We start from the raw sequence: 16,419 nt of genomic DNA, 5'->3' as shown, positions 1-16,419 counted from the left end.
CCATAAGTAATACTGATGAAAACGATAGTAAAAAGGAATTTCACATTGTGTTGGACAGGCTCTATAGTGAAGGCATGAAGAGCAACCAGATTGTTCATAACACAGAGGTGAGAAGCTTGATTAATAAAAATATTACAATTTATCCATCTATAAGAGGATGGGGCTTTATTTATGGTTTAGCTCTAACCCTGCTTATCGCAATCGCCGCTAAACTGATCGCCACACTTCCATTTTTTCAAATCATGGGGCAGCTGGTCGTAGCGATTTTACTTGGCATCGCATTTAAAGCGTGGACAGGCGTTTCAGAGCAAGCTGCAGAGGGTATTGCTTTTTCGAGTAAAAGACTGCTGCGATTCGGTATTATTTTATTAGGATTGCGTGTGAATTTAAATAATCTTTGGCATGCGGGACCGAAAGTATTTGCAATTGCGGCAATCAATATTGCTTTTACGATTGTTGTCGTTTACGGGATAAGCAAATGGATGAAAATAGATAAAAGGCTCGGGATGCTGACTGCCTGTGGAACTGCTATATGCGGTGCCGCAGCGGTAGTCGCGATTGCGCCTGCGATGAAAGCAAACGATAATGAAGCAGCAATCAGTGCGACAACGGTCGCGATTCTTGGAACGATTTTCACACTCGCCTATACGGTTCTATATCCAATACTGCATTTAAGCGATGCGGGTTATGGCATATTTGCAGGCGCCACGCTGCATGAGGTTGCACATGTTATTGCTGCAGCAGCACCTGGCGGACAAGAAGCGATTGATTTAGCTGTCATTGTCAAAATGTCGCGTGTAGCGCTGCTCGTTCCAGTCGCGATCATTATTGGCATATGGAATGGACGTAATGCTAAGCAAGCAAAAAGGCTGCAATTAAAAGCTTTGCCTATTCCATGGTTTATTTTTGGCTTTCTGGTAATGAGCGGAATCAACACGACTGGTATTCTCCCAGAGCATTTGACAGGACAACTGATCGCAGCTGCATACTTTCTGATAGCGATGGCTATGGCTGGTCTGGGTCTTGGCGTTGATTTGGTCATTTTTAGAAAACTAGGAAAAAAACCTTTTATCGCAGCGCTGATCGGATCGCTTCTGCTGACGGGGCTTGGTTTCTTTCTTATTCATGTCTTTCAATTGAACTAATGATCGAGAACCAATAAAGTCCACTTAACAACCGATAGGCGGAAATGGTTTCGGGCGTGGATATTGGCGAATATGCTTAATGCGGGATTCACCTCTCAAGCACATGCCGTTGCCGACTTGTATGCTTGCCGATGAGCTGGCTGCGATGACGTGAATATATCCGACGTTAATATTTGGATAGATGTTCGTTCGATTAAGCTGGAGCACCTGTCCGTTATCGAAATCAGGATCATTTAATGCTGGAAGAGGGCGACTAAATAATGGATAAGACTCGAAAAAGACATTGCCCGCAGTTAAATGATCCTCTTGTCTCTGAAGCGCAAGAGCGCGAAGCTTAGCATCCGTTTCAGCACGATCGCCAAATTGAACGATCGCAGACTGTGATGCGCTGATAATAAGAACAAAGCCGACATTTGATGTTCGAATGGGATAACCATCGAATGGCTGTTGATCGTATGAATCCATCATTGATTACGATTCTCCAATCATGCCCTCTGAGCCTTCAGGCAGCGGAAAAGGGGCCATGGGGCCTACGATGACGGACTCTGGCGGCGTATCGAACATAGAGTATAAGGATACACAATCGGTGTCCCCGACTTGCAGCATGGAGGCGCTCGAGACACCTAATATATCAATTTGCCCAACACTTAGCTGATAATTATATACGTTGAACTGAAGCATTTTACATCATTCCTCCTGATCGGGGCTTACCAGTTTGCAGACGCTGCATGTAAGCGAGAAGTGCTGAATCGGCATCCCTCGTTGTTTTTGCAAGGATATTAGACACGATCGCTGCTGAATCGTTAGGAGCTGATTGTTTCCCTCTTTCATTTGCAGTTTGCTGCATATAATATTGAATGCGGCTAGGTACCTGCTTTCGTATATCCTCAATAATAATTTTCCTGTGATACGGATCTAATGGTATACAAAGCTCATTCTCGTAGCTGAGCAGCTGATCGGGTGCTTTCGTATCCAAATAACCGTTCATTTCTGTATAAACCTCCTGGTATATCGGGTTCGGAGGTGGAATGGATGGTCCGGCAGATGGGAACGTCTCCTGCTTCGGTACCGAAAGCTGGTCGATGTTGCCGGGGAATGAATCATCACCGCTGCCTGGAGTAGTCATCCCAATGTTAAGCGTACCGTCGAGCTTCTCAACCTTCAATTGGTCAAAATGATATTCTATGCTTTCGATATTGTAAGTAGGACGCGCTTCAAGCTGCTTCATCTGCTCGCATAAAGCGGCGACCTTTGCCTCAAGTGCTTCAAGCTGCTCTTGCTGCTCTTTGAGCTTATGTTGTACTTCAAGCGACCACGTCTGCCAAGGGGAAAGTGGGTTTTGCTGCTGCATATGACTGCCCTCCTTCTTGTAATCGGAGCATGAGCCCCTTTAGGTGGGATTTGGCAGAGGGACGAAGGAAAGTGGATTTTCTTCGCCAAGCTGAGGCGCGGGACCTGCAAACCCACCAGTATTATACAGCTGAGAAAGCGAACGAATCGATCCGGCGCTGCCGACTTGAAGCACTGAACTATTGGCGACACTATCTACTCGAAGCTGATGAATGGTAATTTGCTGATGAATCGTTATATTCATATCGCACTCACATCATTATTCGAGCTATCCTGAACGTCCGGATCAATGGAGTTTGTAGCACTGACAGCATTATTAGAATTGGTTAAGCTGCCTGTTAGGAATGAGCCAGACCCTGCATACGTTTTGGAAGTGCTGTTCGGAGAAATCTCAAGCGCATCACCGAACTGTACGATGGATCCAGAGCCAGTGCTAACTATTTTGACAAAACCTACGACTGCTGGCATAAGCATCCTCCTTCTTTATGAGCTTTTTTGTGGATTGGTTGTGCGTAACATATCTTATGCTGCATTCGCCCAGAGGTTCCCGGTAGAGAAGTATCCAGCTTGAGGCTAGGCGCATATGTTGGTAGGAGTGCTGGAAGGCAGGTGTTTGCTTGTGGCATCCAAATGGGATGATATGGAAAAATGGATGGAGAGGCAGCAGCTGCCGAAAGGCTTTGAGCTGCTGCGTGAGCCGGATTGGGTAGAGCAATATGTGCGTAAAATGATGACTAAAGCGCTGCCTGAAGCAGCAGGCGTGATGATTGGAGGAGGCTCAGCCACCTTTTCGGAGACTCGCCATTTTATTCATGTGAAAATAAATTTACCGAAGGGCTTTGAGAAAGAGCAGCTACGATTATTTGTTCGTGAGGATCGGCTGCGGCTTGAAGGTTTGCCGGGAGGTAAAATAGAGACAATCAAGTTGCCGAAGCTGGTGAAGCCGCGTGTGAGCAAAACACTTGTGAAGGACAACGTTTTACAGGTGAAGCTTCAGAAAAGACCCACCAATCGTACATTCCATGAGGCGATTGTGCGATGGTAATGCTGCCTGTTTCTTACTGAGAGCACATAATCGGAAGGTATGTGCTTTTTTTGTCACGAAATCGACAGGGATTGCTGCTGGCAAATAGCTCCGCAATCCCTTATAATGTCTAGTGAACATATACATATTTGTTAAAAAGGGAGTGTGTTCGGTGTCACTAGTCGATGTAAGCAGTGTTTCTGCTTCGTTATTCATACTCGGTATCGTGTTTATCTTGCTTATTTTCGGATTGCTCAGCTTTGGGATTTTGCGCATGTTTCAGCAAAAATTTCGTGCAGGCTGGTTTTCCTTCGCCGGTGCGATCATCAGCTTCGTCGTTTTTATGGTCATACTAAACAAATGGTATCTATAGTATTTTTATAGCTGCACACAACCGGAGGTATTCGCTTGACCTGGACAATCATATGGTTTTTCGTTAATATGCTGTTTGTTGTTTCTGTTATAACCTATATGTTTATGCACCGCTCTTACATGGAAACGAGGAGACAATCGAGCGATAAAGGGCTTATTACGCGGCTAAATAATCGCCGAAAGCTTATTGGCGTACTCAGTATCGTGTTGTTCGTAGCTATGTCAGCCAGCTTTATGATCAACATGAAATTAAATGGTTAAGCAGCTCTCATTGACGAGAGCTTTTTTTTTCGTCATTATGGAGATAGACAATTTTTAGTTCGGAGGTTCGACATATGCATACAATGGAAGACATTATACGACGCATGTCAAGTCAAGGCTTACGAATTACAGATCAGAGGAAGACGCTTGCAAAGCTATTCTCGGAGACACAGGGCTACCTTGCTCCTAAGGAAGTCTATGAATATATGGGAAAATCTTACACAGGTCTAAGCTTTGATACGGTTTATCGCAATTTACGAGTGATGGAAGAGCTGGGCGTGCTGGAGCAGGTTATTTTTGAGGATGGCGGCAAGTTTAAGCTTCATTGCAAAGAGAACGATCACCATCACCATATGATTTGCTTGCAATGCGGAAAAACCTATCCGATTATTTTTTGTCCGATGGAGCAAACGTTGGTTCCGGAGGATTTCAAAGTCGTTAAGCACAAATTCGAGGTGTTCGGCTATTGCAAGGAATGCGTGCAGGATGAGCCGGCGGCAAGCAAGGCCTAATGTCTAACAAGCGAGTCATGCGAAGAGTAACGCAAGCGCCGATCCATTTTTATCGCAAAGTGATATCGCCCTTGATCCCGCCTTCCTGTCGCTTCTATCCAACCTGCTCGATGTACGCTCTGGAAGCAATCGAGAAGCATGGTGCTGCCAAAGGAACATGGCTAGCGGCTAAACGAATTGCACGCTGTCATCCTTTTAATGCGGGGGGCTATGATCCCGTTCCGCCTGTATCAGGTGGCAAGACAGAATGACCTTGACAGAAGCACCATTATTTCGGTATATTTTGATTTATACAGGGTAAACTGATTACTAAATTTCACCATATTTCCGAGGAACGGATAAGTACAATAGGATGCCTTTTACAGAGAGCCGGGATAGTTGCTGGAAGCCGGTAAAGGACACGATTGGAAAATGGTCCGGGAGGATTCGCTTTCAAGCTGCAGCTTGTGGAACAAAGCTGAGTAAGGGAGCGACGCTTTGCTAGCGTTAACGGCATAGCCGCCATGAAGGCGGCACACGAAGCTTTCTCGAAGAGTCGATTTCACCTGGGCGTCTTCGCGATTGAAATTTGGGTGGTACCGCGTGAGTTACAACTCTCGTCCCATGATGGACGGGAGTTTTTTGCGTTTTTTTACTGTAAAAAAGTTGAAATAGGGGGAGTTCCAATGACGAAGAAAAATACGTTTTATATTACAACGCCTATTTATTATCCGAGTGATAAGCTGCATATCGGTCACGCCTATACGACTGTGGCAGGGGATGCGATGGCGCGCTATAAGCGCCTACGCGGCTACGATGTATGGTATTTGACAGGAACAGATGAGCATGGCCAGAAGATTGAGCGCAGAGCGAAGGAAAAGGATCAATCACCGCAGCAGTTTATTGACGATATCGTCGTAGGAATTAAGGACCTGTGGGCAAAGCTGGAGGTTTCCAATGATGATTTCATTCGGACGACCGAGGATCGCCATAAACGGATTGTTGAAAAAATATTTGCCCAGTTTATGGCGCAGGATGACATTTACAAGAGCAGCTATGAGGGCTGGTATTGTACGCCTTGTGAATCCTTTTTCCTAGAGCGTCAGCTTGTAGATGGCAAATGTCCGGACTGTGGCAGGCCCGTCGAGCTGGTGAAGGAGGAAAGCTACTTCTTCCGCATGAGCAAATACGCAGATCGTCTGCTGCAATATTATGAAGATCACCCGGACTTTATTCAGCCGGAATCACGCAAGAACGAAATGATCAATAATTTCATTAAACCAGGACTTGAGGATTTGGCTGTATCTCGTACGACATTTGATTGGGGCATTAAGGTGCCGGGCGATCCGAAGCATGTTATATATGTATGGATTGATGCATTGTCCAACTATATTACAGCACTCGGTTATGGCAATGAAGGCGAAGATAAAAAATTCCAAGATTTCTGGCCTGCCGATGTTCATTTGGTAGGGAAGGAGATTGTAAGGTTCCATACGATTTATTGGCCGATCATGTTAATGGCGCTAGACCTTCCGCTTCCTAAAAAAGTATTTGCGCACGGCTGGCTATTGACGAAGGAAGGTAAAATGTCGAAATCAAAAGGCACGGTCGTGGATCCGGTTATGCTGATTGAGCGTTATGGCCTTGATTCACTTCGCTACTATTTATTGAGAGAAGTGCCATTCGGTTCAGATGGGGCGTTTACGCCTGAAAACTTTATCGAGCGGATTAACTTTGATCTAGCCAACGATCTTGGCAATCTGCTAAATCGGACGGTCGCTATGATCGATAAATATTTTGATGGCGAAATTCCGACTTTTGCAGGAAGTGTCACCGCATTCGATGATTCGCTGCAGAAGCTTGCTGGCGAAACGATTTCGCAGGTGGAAGCAGCGCTGGAGAATATGGAGTTTTCGGTGGCGCTTGCTGCTCTGTGGCAATTAGTAAGCCGCACGAACAAATATATCGATGAAACACAGCCGTGGACACTAGCTAAGGATGAATCAAAAAGTGGAGAGCTTGCATCCGTGATGTATCATTTGGCTGAATCGCTGCGTATCGTCTCGATCTTGTTGCAGCCATTCTTGACGCATTCACCGCGCGAAATGTGGAAGCAGCTCGGTCTTGAGCCAGGTGAGCTGACATCATGGGAGAGCACAAAACAATTTGGATCACTGCCAGGCGGCACCAAGGTAAGCAAAGGGAACCCGATATTCCCGCGTCTTGACACTGCAGAAGAAGCTGCCTTCATTGCTGCAGCGATGAGTGGCGGTGTGAAGCAGGAGGCAGCTGAGCAGGCTGCAGATACAGCATCAGGGAATGCTGTATCTGCAGAACAGCAGACGCCAGTGGAGGCAAAGGCAGAGATTGCAATTGATGATTTTGCCAAGGTCGAGCTTCGCGTGGCGCAGGTGATTGCCGCAGAGCCAGTTCACAAAGGCGATAAGCTGCTTAAGCTTCAGCTTGATCTTGGTTATGAGCAGCGTCAGGTTGTCTCAGGCATCGCTAAGTTTTATACGCCAGAGCAAATGGTAGGCCGGAAGGTTATTTGTGTAACGAACCTTAAGCCGGTTAAGCTGCGCGGTGAATGGTCGCAGGGAATGATTCTTGCGGCGTCGCACGGCGACCAATTAACACTCGCTACCGTCCCAGATGATATGCCAAATGGTGCAGCTGTAAAATAAAAGTCAGCAAAAATTCAAATAGGAATGAATAAACGATGCTCTGGAAGCCATACCACTTCCGGGGCGTCTTTATTTTTGTTGTTTGATAGGGTTGACAGTCTGTTTCTTTAAGTCGTATAATACAAAACGTAATAATAACGATTACGATAAAGACTTAGAGTAGAGAATGGAGAGAAACTTAAATGAAAGATCTGAACTTTTCCAAACGATTTATATCGCTTAGCCTGCTATTAACTGCAATGCTTCTGTTTGCAGCAGCTTGTGGGAATAACGCGAACGGCGGCGCATCCTCTTCGGATGCTGTGAATACATCGAATAATACTGCTGCATCGGATCAATCGAAGGAAAACCAAATTAGCATCGTTACCAGCTTTTATCCGCTTTATTTTCTCGCATCGGAGATCGGTGGAGACCATGTGAATGTTGATAATTTAGTAGCTGCAGGCGTGGAGCCGCATGATTGGACACCTAAGAGTCGCGATTTAAGCACTGCGTCAAAGGCTCAGTTGTTCTTGTATCATGGTGCAGGACTTGAAGGCTGGGTAGAAGGCTTTCTTAAGGGGCTGTCTAAAGACAGCACAGTGATAACAAAAGAAATTAGTGATGGCATTTCGTTAATTGAAGGCTCAGAGGATGAGCATGAGCATACGGATGCGGAAGAACACGAGCACGAGCATGAGGATGACCATGCTGATGAAGAGGCTCATGATGAGGAGCATGACCACGGCGCAGTAGATCCACATACGTGGGTGAGTCCAAAATCAGCATTGAAACTGGCGGAGAATGTGAAAAACAGCTTAATTGATGTGGATAGCGCCAACCAAGCAGACTACGAGAAAAACTATAATGCCCTATTATTGAAGATTGAAGCTATTGATGCAGACTATACAGCTAAGCTTGCTCAAACATCAAATAAAAACATTGTAACCTCACATCAAGCATTTGGTTACTTGGCACGTGATTATGGCTTGAAACAAATATCGATTATGGGTCTTAGCCCCGATGCTGAGCCGCGTGCTCAGGATTTGCTCAAAATTTCAAAGTATGTGAAAGAAAATAATATTAAATATATTTTCTTCGAAGAATTAGTATCGGATCAGCTTGCTAAGACGCTTGCGAGTGAAGCGGATGTTGAGACGATGGTGCTTAATCCGCTTGAAGGCTTAACGCCGGATCAAGAAAAAGCAGGAGAAACCTATTTGACTTTAATGGAACGGAACTTGCAAAATCTTGTGCAAGCTTTACAATAGAACAAAAGGCAAGCCTATGGAGCTGGATCAGCTCCATATTGCTGTAAGGAGAGAGAGTATGGCGCAATCAAATCGAATTATAAATGTTGACGCAAGCTGCCATCAAGAGGTTATCTCATTGGAGAACGTCTCCTTTTCTTTTCAACAGCAGACTGTCATTTCAAATCTTAGCTTTGGGGTGAAGGAACGTGACTTCATTGGCTTAATCGGTACGAATGGGGCTGGAAAAACGACGCTGCTGCGGATGATCGTTGGTTTACTAAAGCCGACAAGCGGTACAATTCGTTTGTTTGGAGAGAAAGTCGATCATTTTAAGCAATGGGAACGTATCGGATATGTTCCGCAAAAAAATTCGCTTAATCCGTTATTTCCTGCTACCGTGAGGGAAGTGGTTCTATCAGGGCTCTATGGGCGGAACAAAATGTTTAAGAAAATGAATAAGGCTGATTACAAAAAATGTGAGGATGCACTTCATGCGATGGGTATTGAGGATTTGGAGGGCAAACGCATTGGCCAGCTATCTGGCGGACAACAGCAGCGTGTCTTTTTGGCAAGAGCCATGATCAATAATCCGTCGCTGCTTATATTGGATGAGCCTACTGTGGGGATCGATACCGAAACGCAGGAAAGCTTTTTCCACATGATTAAGCATATGCATCAGCATCACAACATAACCTTTCTGATGGTTTCGCATGATTTGGAAATGATCCGTTCTTATTTAGGACAAGAGCCGGCATCAGCAAATGGAAAGTTAAAATTTCATATTAAACATTCACATGAGACTCAGGATTGTGTGGAGAACGACTTAGCCCACAGCTTGAAAGGGTTAAGGGAGCAAATGGAGAGCAGGAAAGAGGTCGTTTTGGTTGGAGATCGTAACTAGTGAATTTTTTCAACGAGCTCTTATTGGCGGGCTGCTTATTGGCGTAACTGCCCCGCTAATGGGCTTATTTCTTGTGCTGCGCAGACTCTCGATGATCGGGGACACCCTAGCTCATGTCTCGATCGCTGGCGTAGCGCTCGGTTTTTTGATTGGTGTATATCCGATTGCGATGGGCTTGGTCTTTGCTATAGCCGCCTCATTTGCGATTGAGAAGCTTCGCAAAGCCTATAAATCTTATGCAGAGCTGTCCATTGCCATTATTATGTCTGGCGGAGTAGCACTTGCTTCCCTGTTGTTTACGATGGGAAAGGGCTTCAATAATAATGTGAACAGTTATTTGTTTGGGAGCATCTACACGCTCAATAATACAGATCTGTATGTGATTGGCGGGGTTACGATCATTGTACTCGTTGCGATACGTTTGCAGGTTAAGGAGCTTTTCTTGATTACGTTTGACGAGGATGCTGCAGCTGTAAGCGGCTTGCCCGTCAAATTTTATAATGTTATGATAAGCGTGCTTACTGCATTAATTATTAGCGTATCTATAAAAATAGTAGGAGCATTGCTGGTGTCGGCTTTGCTTACGATACCTGCTGCATGCAGTCTAGTTATTGCCCGAAGCTTCCGTCAGAGCGTCATTACGGTAGTGGTTATCGGAGAGCTGGTTGTCGTTGCGGGTTTGCTAATTGCAGGAGTATGGAATTTAGCACCAGGCGGTACGATCGTATTGCTGCTTATTGTGGTTTTGTTATTGCTGTTGGTGTTCAAACGCGGCGTACGCGCTGGCAGTTAATCCAGATTGGGGTGTAATGATTTGTCAGACATCAATATTTGGCTGGCTTTCGGAGCTGGATTTGCATCGTTCATCTCGCCATGCTGTTTGCCCCTGTATCCCTCTTATTTATCCTATATAACAGGTATATCAGTGGCGGACTTAAAAGGGAATTCGAATGCAAAACAAAAACGTATGCGCACGATGTCGCATACGCTGTTTTTTATTTTAGGCTTCTGTACCGTCTATTATGCGTTAGGCTACGGAACGAATCTGTTTGCTGAATTTTTTAGTGAATACCGCCAGCTGATTCGGCAGCTTTCTGCTATTTTAATTATTTTGATGGGACTCTTTTTAATTGGATTATTCCAGCCTCAACTGCTGATGAAGGAAAGAAGAATAAATCTAATTCCGAAAAAAGCGAACTACATAAGCTCATTCGTTTTTGGAATCGGCTTCTCAGCTGGCTGGACCCCTTGTATGGGGCCTGCTTTGACGGCGATATTAGGACTTGCTGCATCTGAGCCCGGCACCTGGTTTAAACTAACGACCGCTTATGCGCTTGGGTTTGCCATTCCGTTTTTTGTTCTCGCCTTTTTTCTAGGGACAGCTAGATGGATTTTGAAATATTCCGCTACAGTTATGAAAGTTGGCGGAGCCGTCATGATTCTTATGGGTATTTTATTATTTACCGATCAAATGACCAAAATTACCATTTGGCTTAATATGATAACGCCTGAATGGCTTGCGTTCTAAAGGTGCATAATGCTGCTTAGGTGAAATATTCAATTTTGGCTTCGGGAAAATGTTCAAAGATGCGCTCCGAGATAAACATGCGGAGCGCATTTGCTTGCTCATCGGGGTAAACATATTTTCCTTGTCCCCAGCGGCCCCATTTATATTTTCTTTTTTCGATATCCATTTCGAGCTTCGTTCGCGGATAACGTTTTTCAATGACGGCTTTAGCGGTTTTCGTAAAACGATGCTGAATAAGCTCGAATGTAAGATCCTTCGTCACATCGTGAGGGAGTGCCTCTGCAAGTGATGAAATCAGCTCTTCATAGCCGTTCTCCCAGCCTTCATGCCATATAATCGGGGCAATAATGAAGCCAATTGGATAACCCGCCCTAGCTGCCTTGGAGGCGGCCTCAATTCGTTGCTCAAATTTGGAGGTTGCAGGCTCGAAATGTTTAATGACATATTTGTCATTGACACTGAAGCGAATCCGGGTATGACCATTGTGTTGAGCGTCCAGAAAAGAATCGACATGATGAAATTTGGTAACAAACCGAAGTCGTCCGTGCTCTTGTTTGCCAAAAAATTCGATAAGCTCACGCAGGCTCCCGGAAATGGGTTCTAGTCCGACGGGGTCTGAGGTACATGCTGCTTCAAAGCGGGTAATTTCTGGCTGCCTTTCGTCAATATATCCTTGCGCCGCATCAAGAATATCATCAATATTGACGTATACTCGAATATAAGGCTTAGCGCCCAAGGTCGTTTGTAAATAACAATAATGACAGTGAGCCATGCAGCCAGTTGCGATGGGAATGGCGTATTCGGCAGAAGGCTTGGACGTATCGAATTTTAAAGTTTTACGAATACCTACAACGAGCGTGCGCTTGGCAATTTTATATTTCTCAAGCTCAGAATCTCCAGGCAAGTTGGTTATCCGATTGTGTGAGGTCGTCATGCGATAAGGAATGCCTTCCTTCTTGACCCATTCAAAAATTCGCTGTCCTTTTGGATAATCGAGCGAGGAAGGCTCAAAATAAACAAGCTCAGGGACGAAGGAGAGGGTAGTTCGGTCTATTTTGACTCGATCAAGCAGGGCTGTACTCATCAGATATTCCTCCTATTGATCATTCAAGTGGTGCTATTCCTTTATTGTATGGAAAGGAACCGCTGCTCAAACAGGTAAGTTGAAGTACAATATGCTTAATGTAAATCCAATTAAGAAATGTGTACAGGTTGCAGTGAACGGAGCGAACAGTGTATGATTATAAAAATAACGCCTTTGAAACAAGGTGAAGAAGTTTGGTTAGGGGGTTCTTCAGTGCCGACACCGAGCATGGAAGACTACTTGGAAAGAATTTATAAGCTCATTGATGAAAAAGGATACGCACGAGTTTCGGACATCGCAGAAGGATTAGAGGTTCATCCTTCCTCCGTTACAAAAATGATTCAGAAGCTGGACAAAGATAACTACTTGATTTACGAGAAGTATCGCGGGCTTGTCCTGACCAATAAAGGCAAGAAGATGGGGAAAAGGCTAGTTGACCGCCATCAGCTGCTTGAATCGTTTTTAACGACGATCGGCGTACAAGACGAAAATATTTATCAGGATGTCGAAGGCATCGAGCATCATTTGAGCTGGGATTCCATAACATGCATTGAGACATTGGTTGAGTATTTCAAGCGTGATTCTCAAAGAATGGACGAGCTTCGTGCTGTTCGTTCGGAAATGGAAAGTGAGTAGTACATAAAGTATAGCAACAAACAAAGAAAAAGGTCAGTGCCTTAGCGGCACTGACCTTTTTCTTATCTGTTAATGATATTTAGGTAAATCATCGTCTTCCTTGCCGCCTTCAATGACACGAAAGGGTACTGTTTTAGAGCGCGGCTTTTTTGGTTTTGTTCGGGAAGCGGCAGTTCGGCTTTGTTTAACATAGGTCCTTCCTTGCTGCGAGCTATTCCCTCTTATGAAAGAAGGCGGGTACTTATAAAGCAGGAAGATACCGCCAAGTACCACAATTGGAATGATAAAACTGAGTGGTCTTTGGATGACGTGATAAAAAATACCGATCACCAGTAGTGCCAATAATGATATTGACCATACATTCCATTTGCTCGGTAGTCTGCTCATTGTAAGGCCGCCTTTCCTAATTGATGACAACATTTATTTCATTTGACGATCCAGCTCGAGCATGCGATTGAAGGAAGCGATAGAAACGGCTACTTGTTCGTCGCGCGGCTCTTTGGTTGTAAGCAGTTGAAGCCAAAGGCCAGGGAAACCGAGGTAGCGCAGAACAGGTACTTCACGGAGCGCATTGGTCCAACGAAGCACTTCATAAGAAACGCCGAGCACGAGTGGAAGCAGAAGTATGCGAATGTATACGCGTTCCCATATCGAGTCCCATGTAAAGAATGGGAGTGAATAGATGACGACGCCGACGATAACTGTAAATACGATAAAGCTGGAGCCGCAGCGATAGTGGAGACGGCTGTATTTTTGAACATTTTTCACCGTTAGATCCACGCCTGCTTCGTAAGCACTTATTACTTTATGCTCAGCACCATGATATTGGAACAACCGCTTAATTAGCGGTGTCATGGAGATGAAGTATAAATAAGCGAGCAGCAAAATGATTTTGATAAGTCCTTCTAATAAGTTATGACCGATCTTGTTCTCAAATACCCCAGAGAATAACAATTCTTCAAGTGCGGCCGGAGCAGCTGTAAAGATCAGCTTCCCAAAAATAAACGAAAGAACGCCGGCTACTGCTACGCCAACCACCATGCTGAGGCTCCAGCCGGGTTTTTTTTCTTCTTTCACGGGTGCAGAAGGTTCTGCCTTTTGTTTCTCATCATCAGCTTCATCCTCTGAATAAGCTTCCATAGAGAAGTTTAAATGCTGTGAGCCTTTGGCGCTTGATTCCAAAATGCCTACAACGCCTCGAACCAGTGGAATTTTCTTCAACGCCTGTACCCAGTTCTTGCTCGTACGTGGCACCTCATAAAAAACGATTTCATCATTTTTTCGACGGACCGCTGTTACGTTAACGTGTTTGCCAGCAAACATTACGCCTTCAATAACCGCTTGTCCGCCATATATGCTTCGGGAGTCTTGCGGCAAGTGCTTGTCACCTTCCTTGAGTGGAATATCGCCTTTAATCAACCAGACGAATGTACCTATAACTTTGTAAGTCTATTGTACTTGATCTATAGGCCAATTGCCAATAACAGCTCCTAGGCTATGCGGTTATGGAACAGTTTTTTTTGACATACTAAGCAAGAAAATAGATTTTTTGGAGCGGAGGCATAGCAAATGGCAAATAACAAACAGAAAAATGAGTATGAGAATCATCATACGAATGCTTGGCTCTATTCGATAAAGATTGGTTTTTTTGCTGGCTTGATATGGGGATGCGTAAGATGGTTATTTTATGAAATGAATTTCACGAAGGTCATGCCTGGTTTTGCAGCCGATCCATTCTTTAAAGTCTCTTTTCTAAAGACGGCGTGGGGATCAGTTGTAGGTATTGGATTTTTTATTATTCTTTCGATTGTAGCCGCACTGCTATACAAATTCACGTTAGGCCGATTGCGAGGACCATGGCCGGGAGTCTTGTATGGGGCTGTATGGTGGGCAATTTTATTTATTGCGGTTGGACCTATGCTGGGCATTATGGAGGTCATCAGCAAAGTGGGCTGGAATACGATTTATACTGAATTTTGCGTCTTTCTATTGTGGGGTGTATTTATTGGTTATTCTATTGCCTTTGAGTTTACGGATGAGGCTTCAAGAGAGCCGATAAAAATACTGTAAACTGTTCTGCTTCTCAAGCGACTTATATTTGTGGTAAAATGGCTAATGATCTTTGAACCTGTAAAGGATTCGGTTGCTTGGGAGGTGCATTCATGCACAATATTATTATTTTGAACGGACCAAACCTTAACATGCTAGGCATTCGTGAGCCTGGCGTATATGGGACAGAAACACTCGCGTTCATTGAGTCGCTCTTACGCTCAAAAGCGGAGGCGTTAGGCGTATCGCTGGAGTTTTTCCAAACGAATCATGAAGGCGATATGATTGATCGAATACATAGTGCATATGGAAAGGCCGATGGTATCGTTATTAATCCTGGCGCATGGACGCATTACAGCTACGCGCTGCGCGATGCTCTCAGCACCGTAGGGCTGCCGATTGTCGAGGTGCATATGTCGAATATTCACAAACGAGAAGAGTTCCGACATACATCTGTCATCGCTGCAATTGCAGTCGGCCAGATCGCCGGTTTTGGCTCTCAAAGCTATGAGCTGGGTCTTACAGCGCTCGTGAATCATTTGCAAAAATCGTAATAAAGGAAGAAAGGGTGAAGCGGTTATGCCAAACGATAGAGTAAAGCGTCTTCGGCAGTTGATGGAAGAACATCGCTTTGAAGCGATATTAATCGGGAGCGAACATAATCGACGCTACATTAGCGGCTTCACAGGTTCTTCAGGCATGGTACTGATTACACTAAGCGAAAGCTATTTGCTTACGGATTTTCGTTATCGTACGCAAGCTCCTCAGCAGGCTGTCGGCTTTCAAATTATCGAGCACGGGCCAAACCCGCTGGAGAATGTGCAGGAGCTACTAAGTCAAAGGAAGCTGACGAAGCTGGCTTTTGAACAGGACCATGTCGTGTACAGTGAGTTTACAGCGTGGTCAAAAACGCTGAAGGGCATTACACTAGAGCCTGCTTCAGGATTAGTGGAGAAGCTTCGCTTGATTAAGGATGAGGCTGAACTGCAAATTATGCAGGAGGCCGCTGATCTTGCGGATAATACCTTTACGCATATTCTGAATATCATCCGTACGGGAATGAGAGAAACGGATATTGCGCTCGAAATGGAAGTTTATATGCGCAGCCATGGAGCGACGTCATCTTCCTTCGATACCATTGTGGCTTCTGGCGAACGTTCCGCTTTGCCGCATGGGGTAGCTAGTGATCGTATTATCGGCAACAATGAATTTGTAAAGCTTGATTTTGGTGCCTACTATAACGGTTACTGCTCCGATTTGACTCGGACTGTCATTGTTGGAACGCCAACAGCCAAGCATCTTGAAATTTACAATATTGTACTGGAGTCCCAACTACATGCTCTTGAGCATATTAAGCCGGGCATGACTGGTCGCGAAGCAGATGCGTTAACTCGTGACATCATTACAAAATACGGCTATGGCGATTTGTTTGGACATGGTACTGGACATGGGCTAGGTATGGAAATTCATGAAGCGCCAAGATTATCAAAGCTAAGCGAATCGATTTTAACCCCCGGCATGACGGTTACGGTTGAACCCGGCATTTACGTACCAGGCTTCGGCGGCGTACGCATTGAGGATGATATCGTTATTACGGAAACCGGTATTAAAATATTAACCTCTTCCCCGAAGGAATTAATCACTCTGGGATAAGGACTATTC

At 44.9% G+C, this 16,419-nt stretch carries 23 protein-coding genes and 1 other annotated feature; of the genes, 15 read left to right on the top strand and 8 right to left on the bottom strand.

Annotated elements, in window-relative coordinates; genetic code table 11:
- Positions 1-47: 47 nt before the first annotated feature.
- Positions 48-1,145, top strand: coding sequence for a YeiH family protein (locus MHI37_RS18950; RefSeq protein WP_256710515.1), 1,098 nt, complete (start codon positions 48-50; stop codon positions 1,143-1,145).
- Between the two features lie 24 nt (positions 1,146-1,169).
- Here MHI37_RS18950 and MHI37_RS18945 read toward each other — a convergent pair whose 3' ends face one another.
- Genes MHI37_RS18945 through MHI37_RS18925 form a run of 5 tightly spaced genes read right to left on the bottom strand, consistent with a single transcriptional unit; the run spans position 1,170 to position 2,963 of the window.
- Positions 1,170-1,613, bottom strand: coding sequence for a spore germination protein GerPE (locus MHI37_RS18945; RefSeq protein ID WP_076336823.1), 444 nt, complete (start codon positions 1,611-1,613; stop codon positions 1,170-1,172).
- Positions 1,614-1,616: 3 nt separating this feature from the next.
- The gene (locus MHI37_RS18940) at positions 1,617-1,826 is read right to left on the bottom strand and encodes a hypothetical protein (RefSeq protein WP_076336824.1); all 210 of its coding nucleotides are present in this window, start codon (positions 1,824-1,826) and stop codon (positions 1,617-1,619) included.
- Between the two features lies 1 nt (position 1,827).
- A complete protein-coding gene (gene gerPC / locus MHI37_RS18935; protein WP_076336825.1) occupies positions 1,828-2,496 on the bottom strand; it encodes a spore germination protein GerPC in 669 nt (222 codons plus the stop codon).
- 39 nt (positions 2,497-2,535) lie between these two features.
- Entirely contained in the window at positions 2,536-2,739 is a 204-nt protein-coding gene (locus tag MHI37_RS18930; protein WP_076336826.1) for a spore germination protein GerPB, read from the bottom strand.
- A complete protein-coding gene (locus MHI37_RS18925) occupies positions 2,736-2,963 on the bottom strand; it encodes a spore germination protein (protein WP_076336827.1) in 228 nt (75 codons plus the stop codon). Before MHI37_RS18925 ends, MHI37_RS18930 begins: the two co-directional genes overlap by 4 nt.
- Positions 2,964-3,114: 151 nt before the next feature.
- Between MHI37_RS18925 and MHI37_RS18920 the strand changes: the two genes are divergently transcribed.
- The 10 genes from MHI37_RS18920 to MHI37_RS18875 all read left to right on the top strand — a co-directional run bounded on the left by MHI37_RS18920 (position 3,115) and on the right by MHI37_RS18875 (position 10,988).
- The gene (locus tag MHI37_RS18920; RefSeq protein ID WP_076336876.1) at positions 3,115-3,540 is read left to right on the top strand and encodes an Hsp20/alpha crystallin family protein; all 426 of its coding nucleotides are present in this window, start codon (positions 3,115-3,117) and stop codon (positions 3,538-3,540) included.
- Between the two features lie 151 nt (positions 3,541-3,691).
- Positions 3,692-3,892, top strand: coding sequence for a hypothetical protein (locus tag MHI37_RS18915; RefSeq protein ID WP_076336828.1), 201 nt, complete (start codon positions 3,692-3,694; stop codon positions 3,890-3,892).
- A 35-nt stretch (positions 3,893-3,927) separates the two neighbouring features.
- Positions 3,928-4,152: a hypothetical protein gene (locus MHI37_RS18910; protein ID WP_076336829.1), complete on the top strand. Its 225-nt coding sequence runs from the start codon at positions 3,928-3,930 to the stop codon at positions 4,150-4,152.
- Between the two features lie 74 nt (positions 4,153-4,226).
- Positions 4,227-4,664 (top strand): Fur family transcriptional regulator, encoded by a 438-nt coding sequence (locus MHI37_RS18905; RefSeq protein ID WP_076336830.1) that lies wholly within the window; start codon positions 4,227-4,229, stop codon positions 4,662-4,664.
- Positions 4,664-4,915, top strand: coding sequence for a membrane protein insertion efficiency factor YidD (gene yidD, locus MHI37_RS18900; protein ID WP_256710516.1), 252 nt, complete (start codon positions 4,664-4,666; stop codon positions 4,913-4,915). The genes MHI37_RS18905 and yidD overlap by 1 nt, the downstream gene beginning before the upstream one ends.
- Positions 4,916-4,985: 70 nt before the next feature.
- Positions 4,986-5,271, top strand: a binding site (T-box leader).
- A 58-nt stretch (positions 5,272-5,329) separates the two neighbouring features.
- Positions 5,330-7,327: a methionine--tRNA ligase gene (gene metG / locus MHI37_RS18895; protein ID WP_076336831.1), complete on the top strand. Its 1,998-nt coding sequence runs from the start codon at positions 5,330-5,332 to the stop codon at positions 7,325-7,327.
- Positions 7,328-7,509: 182 nt separating this feature from the next.
- On the top strand, positions 7,510-8,577 hold the full coding sequence (locus MHI37_RS18890) for a zinc ABC transporter substrate-binding protein (protein WP_076336832.1): 1,068 nt from the start codon (positions 7,510-7,512) through the stop codon (positions 8,575-8,577).
- A 58-nt stretch (positions 8,578-8,635) separates the two neighbouring features.
- Positions 8,636-9,460 (top strand): ABC transporter ATP-binding protein, encoded by an 825-nt coding sequence (locus MHI37_RS18885; protein ID WP_076336878.1) that lies wholly within the window; start codon positions 8,636-8,638, stop codon positions 9,458-9,460.
- Positions 9,444-10,253: a metal ABC transporter permease gene (locus tag MHI37_RS18880; RefSeq protein ID WP_076336833.1), complete on the top strand. Its 810-nt coding sequence runs from the start codon at positions 9,444-9,446 to the stop codon at positions 10,251-10,253. The genes MHI37_RS18885 and MHI37_RS18880 overlap by 17 nt, the downstream gene beginning before the upstream one ends.
- Positions 10,254-10,274: 21 nt before the next feature.
- A complete protein-coding gene (locus tag MHI37_RS18875; RefSeq protein WP_076336834.1) occupies positions 10,275-10,988 on the top strand; it encodes a cytochrome c biogenesis protein CcdA in 714 nt (237 codons plus the stop codon).
- Positions 10,989-11,004: 16 nt separating this feature from the next.
- Here MHI37_RS18875 and splB read toward each other — a convergent pair whose 3' ends face one another.
- Complete coding sequence (splB, locus tag MHI37_RS18870) at positions 11,005-12,072, bottom strand: spore photoproduct lyase (RefSeq protein WP_076336835.1); 1,068 nt, start codon at positions 12,070-12,072, stop codon at positions 11,005-11,007.
- A gap of 213 nt (positions 12,073-12,285) precedes the next feature.
- Between splB and mntR the strand changes: the two genes are divergently transcribed.
- Complete coding sequence (gene mntR, locus MHI37_RS18865) at positions 12,286-12,708, top strand: transcriptional regulator MntR (RefSeq protein WP_076336879.1); 423 nt, start codon at positions 12,286-12,288, stop codon at positions 12,706-12,708.
- A gap of 69 nt (positions 12,709-12,777) precedes the next feature.
- On the opposite strand, the gene MHI37_RS18860 is transcribed toward mntR, so the two are convergent.
- Positions 12,778-13,095: a hypothetical protein gene (locus MHI37_RS18860; protein WP_076336836.1), complete on the bottom strand. Its 318-nt coding sequence runs from the start codon at positions 13,093-13,095 to the stop codon at positions 12,778-12,780.
- A gap of 33 nt (positions 13,096-13,128) precedes the next feature.
- The gene (locus tag MHI37_RS18855; RefSeq protein ID WP_076336880.1) at positions 13,129-14,085 is read right to left on the bottom strand and encodes a DUF1385 domain-containing protein; all 957 of its coding nucleotides are present in this window, start codon (positions 14,083-14,085) and stop codon (positions 13,129-13,131) included.
- Between the two features lie 192 nt (positions 14,086-14,277).
- On the opposite strand from MHI37_RS18855, the gene MHI37_RS18850 reads away from it, so the two are divergent.
- The 3 genes from MHI37_RS18850 to MHI37_RS18840 all read left to right on the top strand — a co-directional run bounded on the left by MHI37_RS18850 (position 14,278) and on the right by MHI37_RS18840 (position 16,410).
- A complete protein-coding gene (locus tag MHI37_RS18850; RefSeq protein ID WP_076336837.1) occupies positions 14,278-14,778 on the top strand; it encodes a YqhR family membrane protein in 501 nt (166 codons plus the stop codon).
- A gap of 92 nt (positions 14,779-14,870) precedes the next feature.
- Positions 14,871-15,311: a type II 3-dehydroquinate dehydratase gene (gene aroQ, locus MHI37_RS18845; RefSeq protein ID WP_076336838.1), complete on the top strand. Its 441-nt coding sequence runs from the start codon at positions 14,871-14,873 to the stop codon at positions 15,309-15,311.
- A gap of 25 nt (positions 15,312-15,336) precedes the next feature.
- Positions 15,337-16,410 carry a Xaa-Pro peptidase family protein gene (locus tag MHI37_RS18840; protein WP_076336839.1) on the top strand — a complete coding sequence of 358 codons (1,074 nt, stop codon included), beginning with the start codon at positions 15,337-15,339 and terminating at the stop codon, positions 16,408-16,410.
- Positions 16,411-16,419 lie beyond the last annotated feature (9 nt).

The sequence above is a fragment of the Paenibacillus sp. FSL H8-0548 genome, from assembly GCF_038630985.1.
Lineage (GTDB): Bacteria > Bacillota > Bacilli > Paenibacillales > Paenibacillaceae > Pristimantibacillus.
Note: the sequence above shows the minus strand (reverse complement) of the source record. Positions and strands in the feature narration are given on the sequence as shown.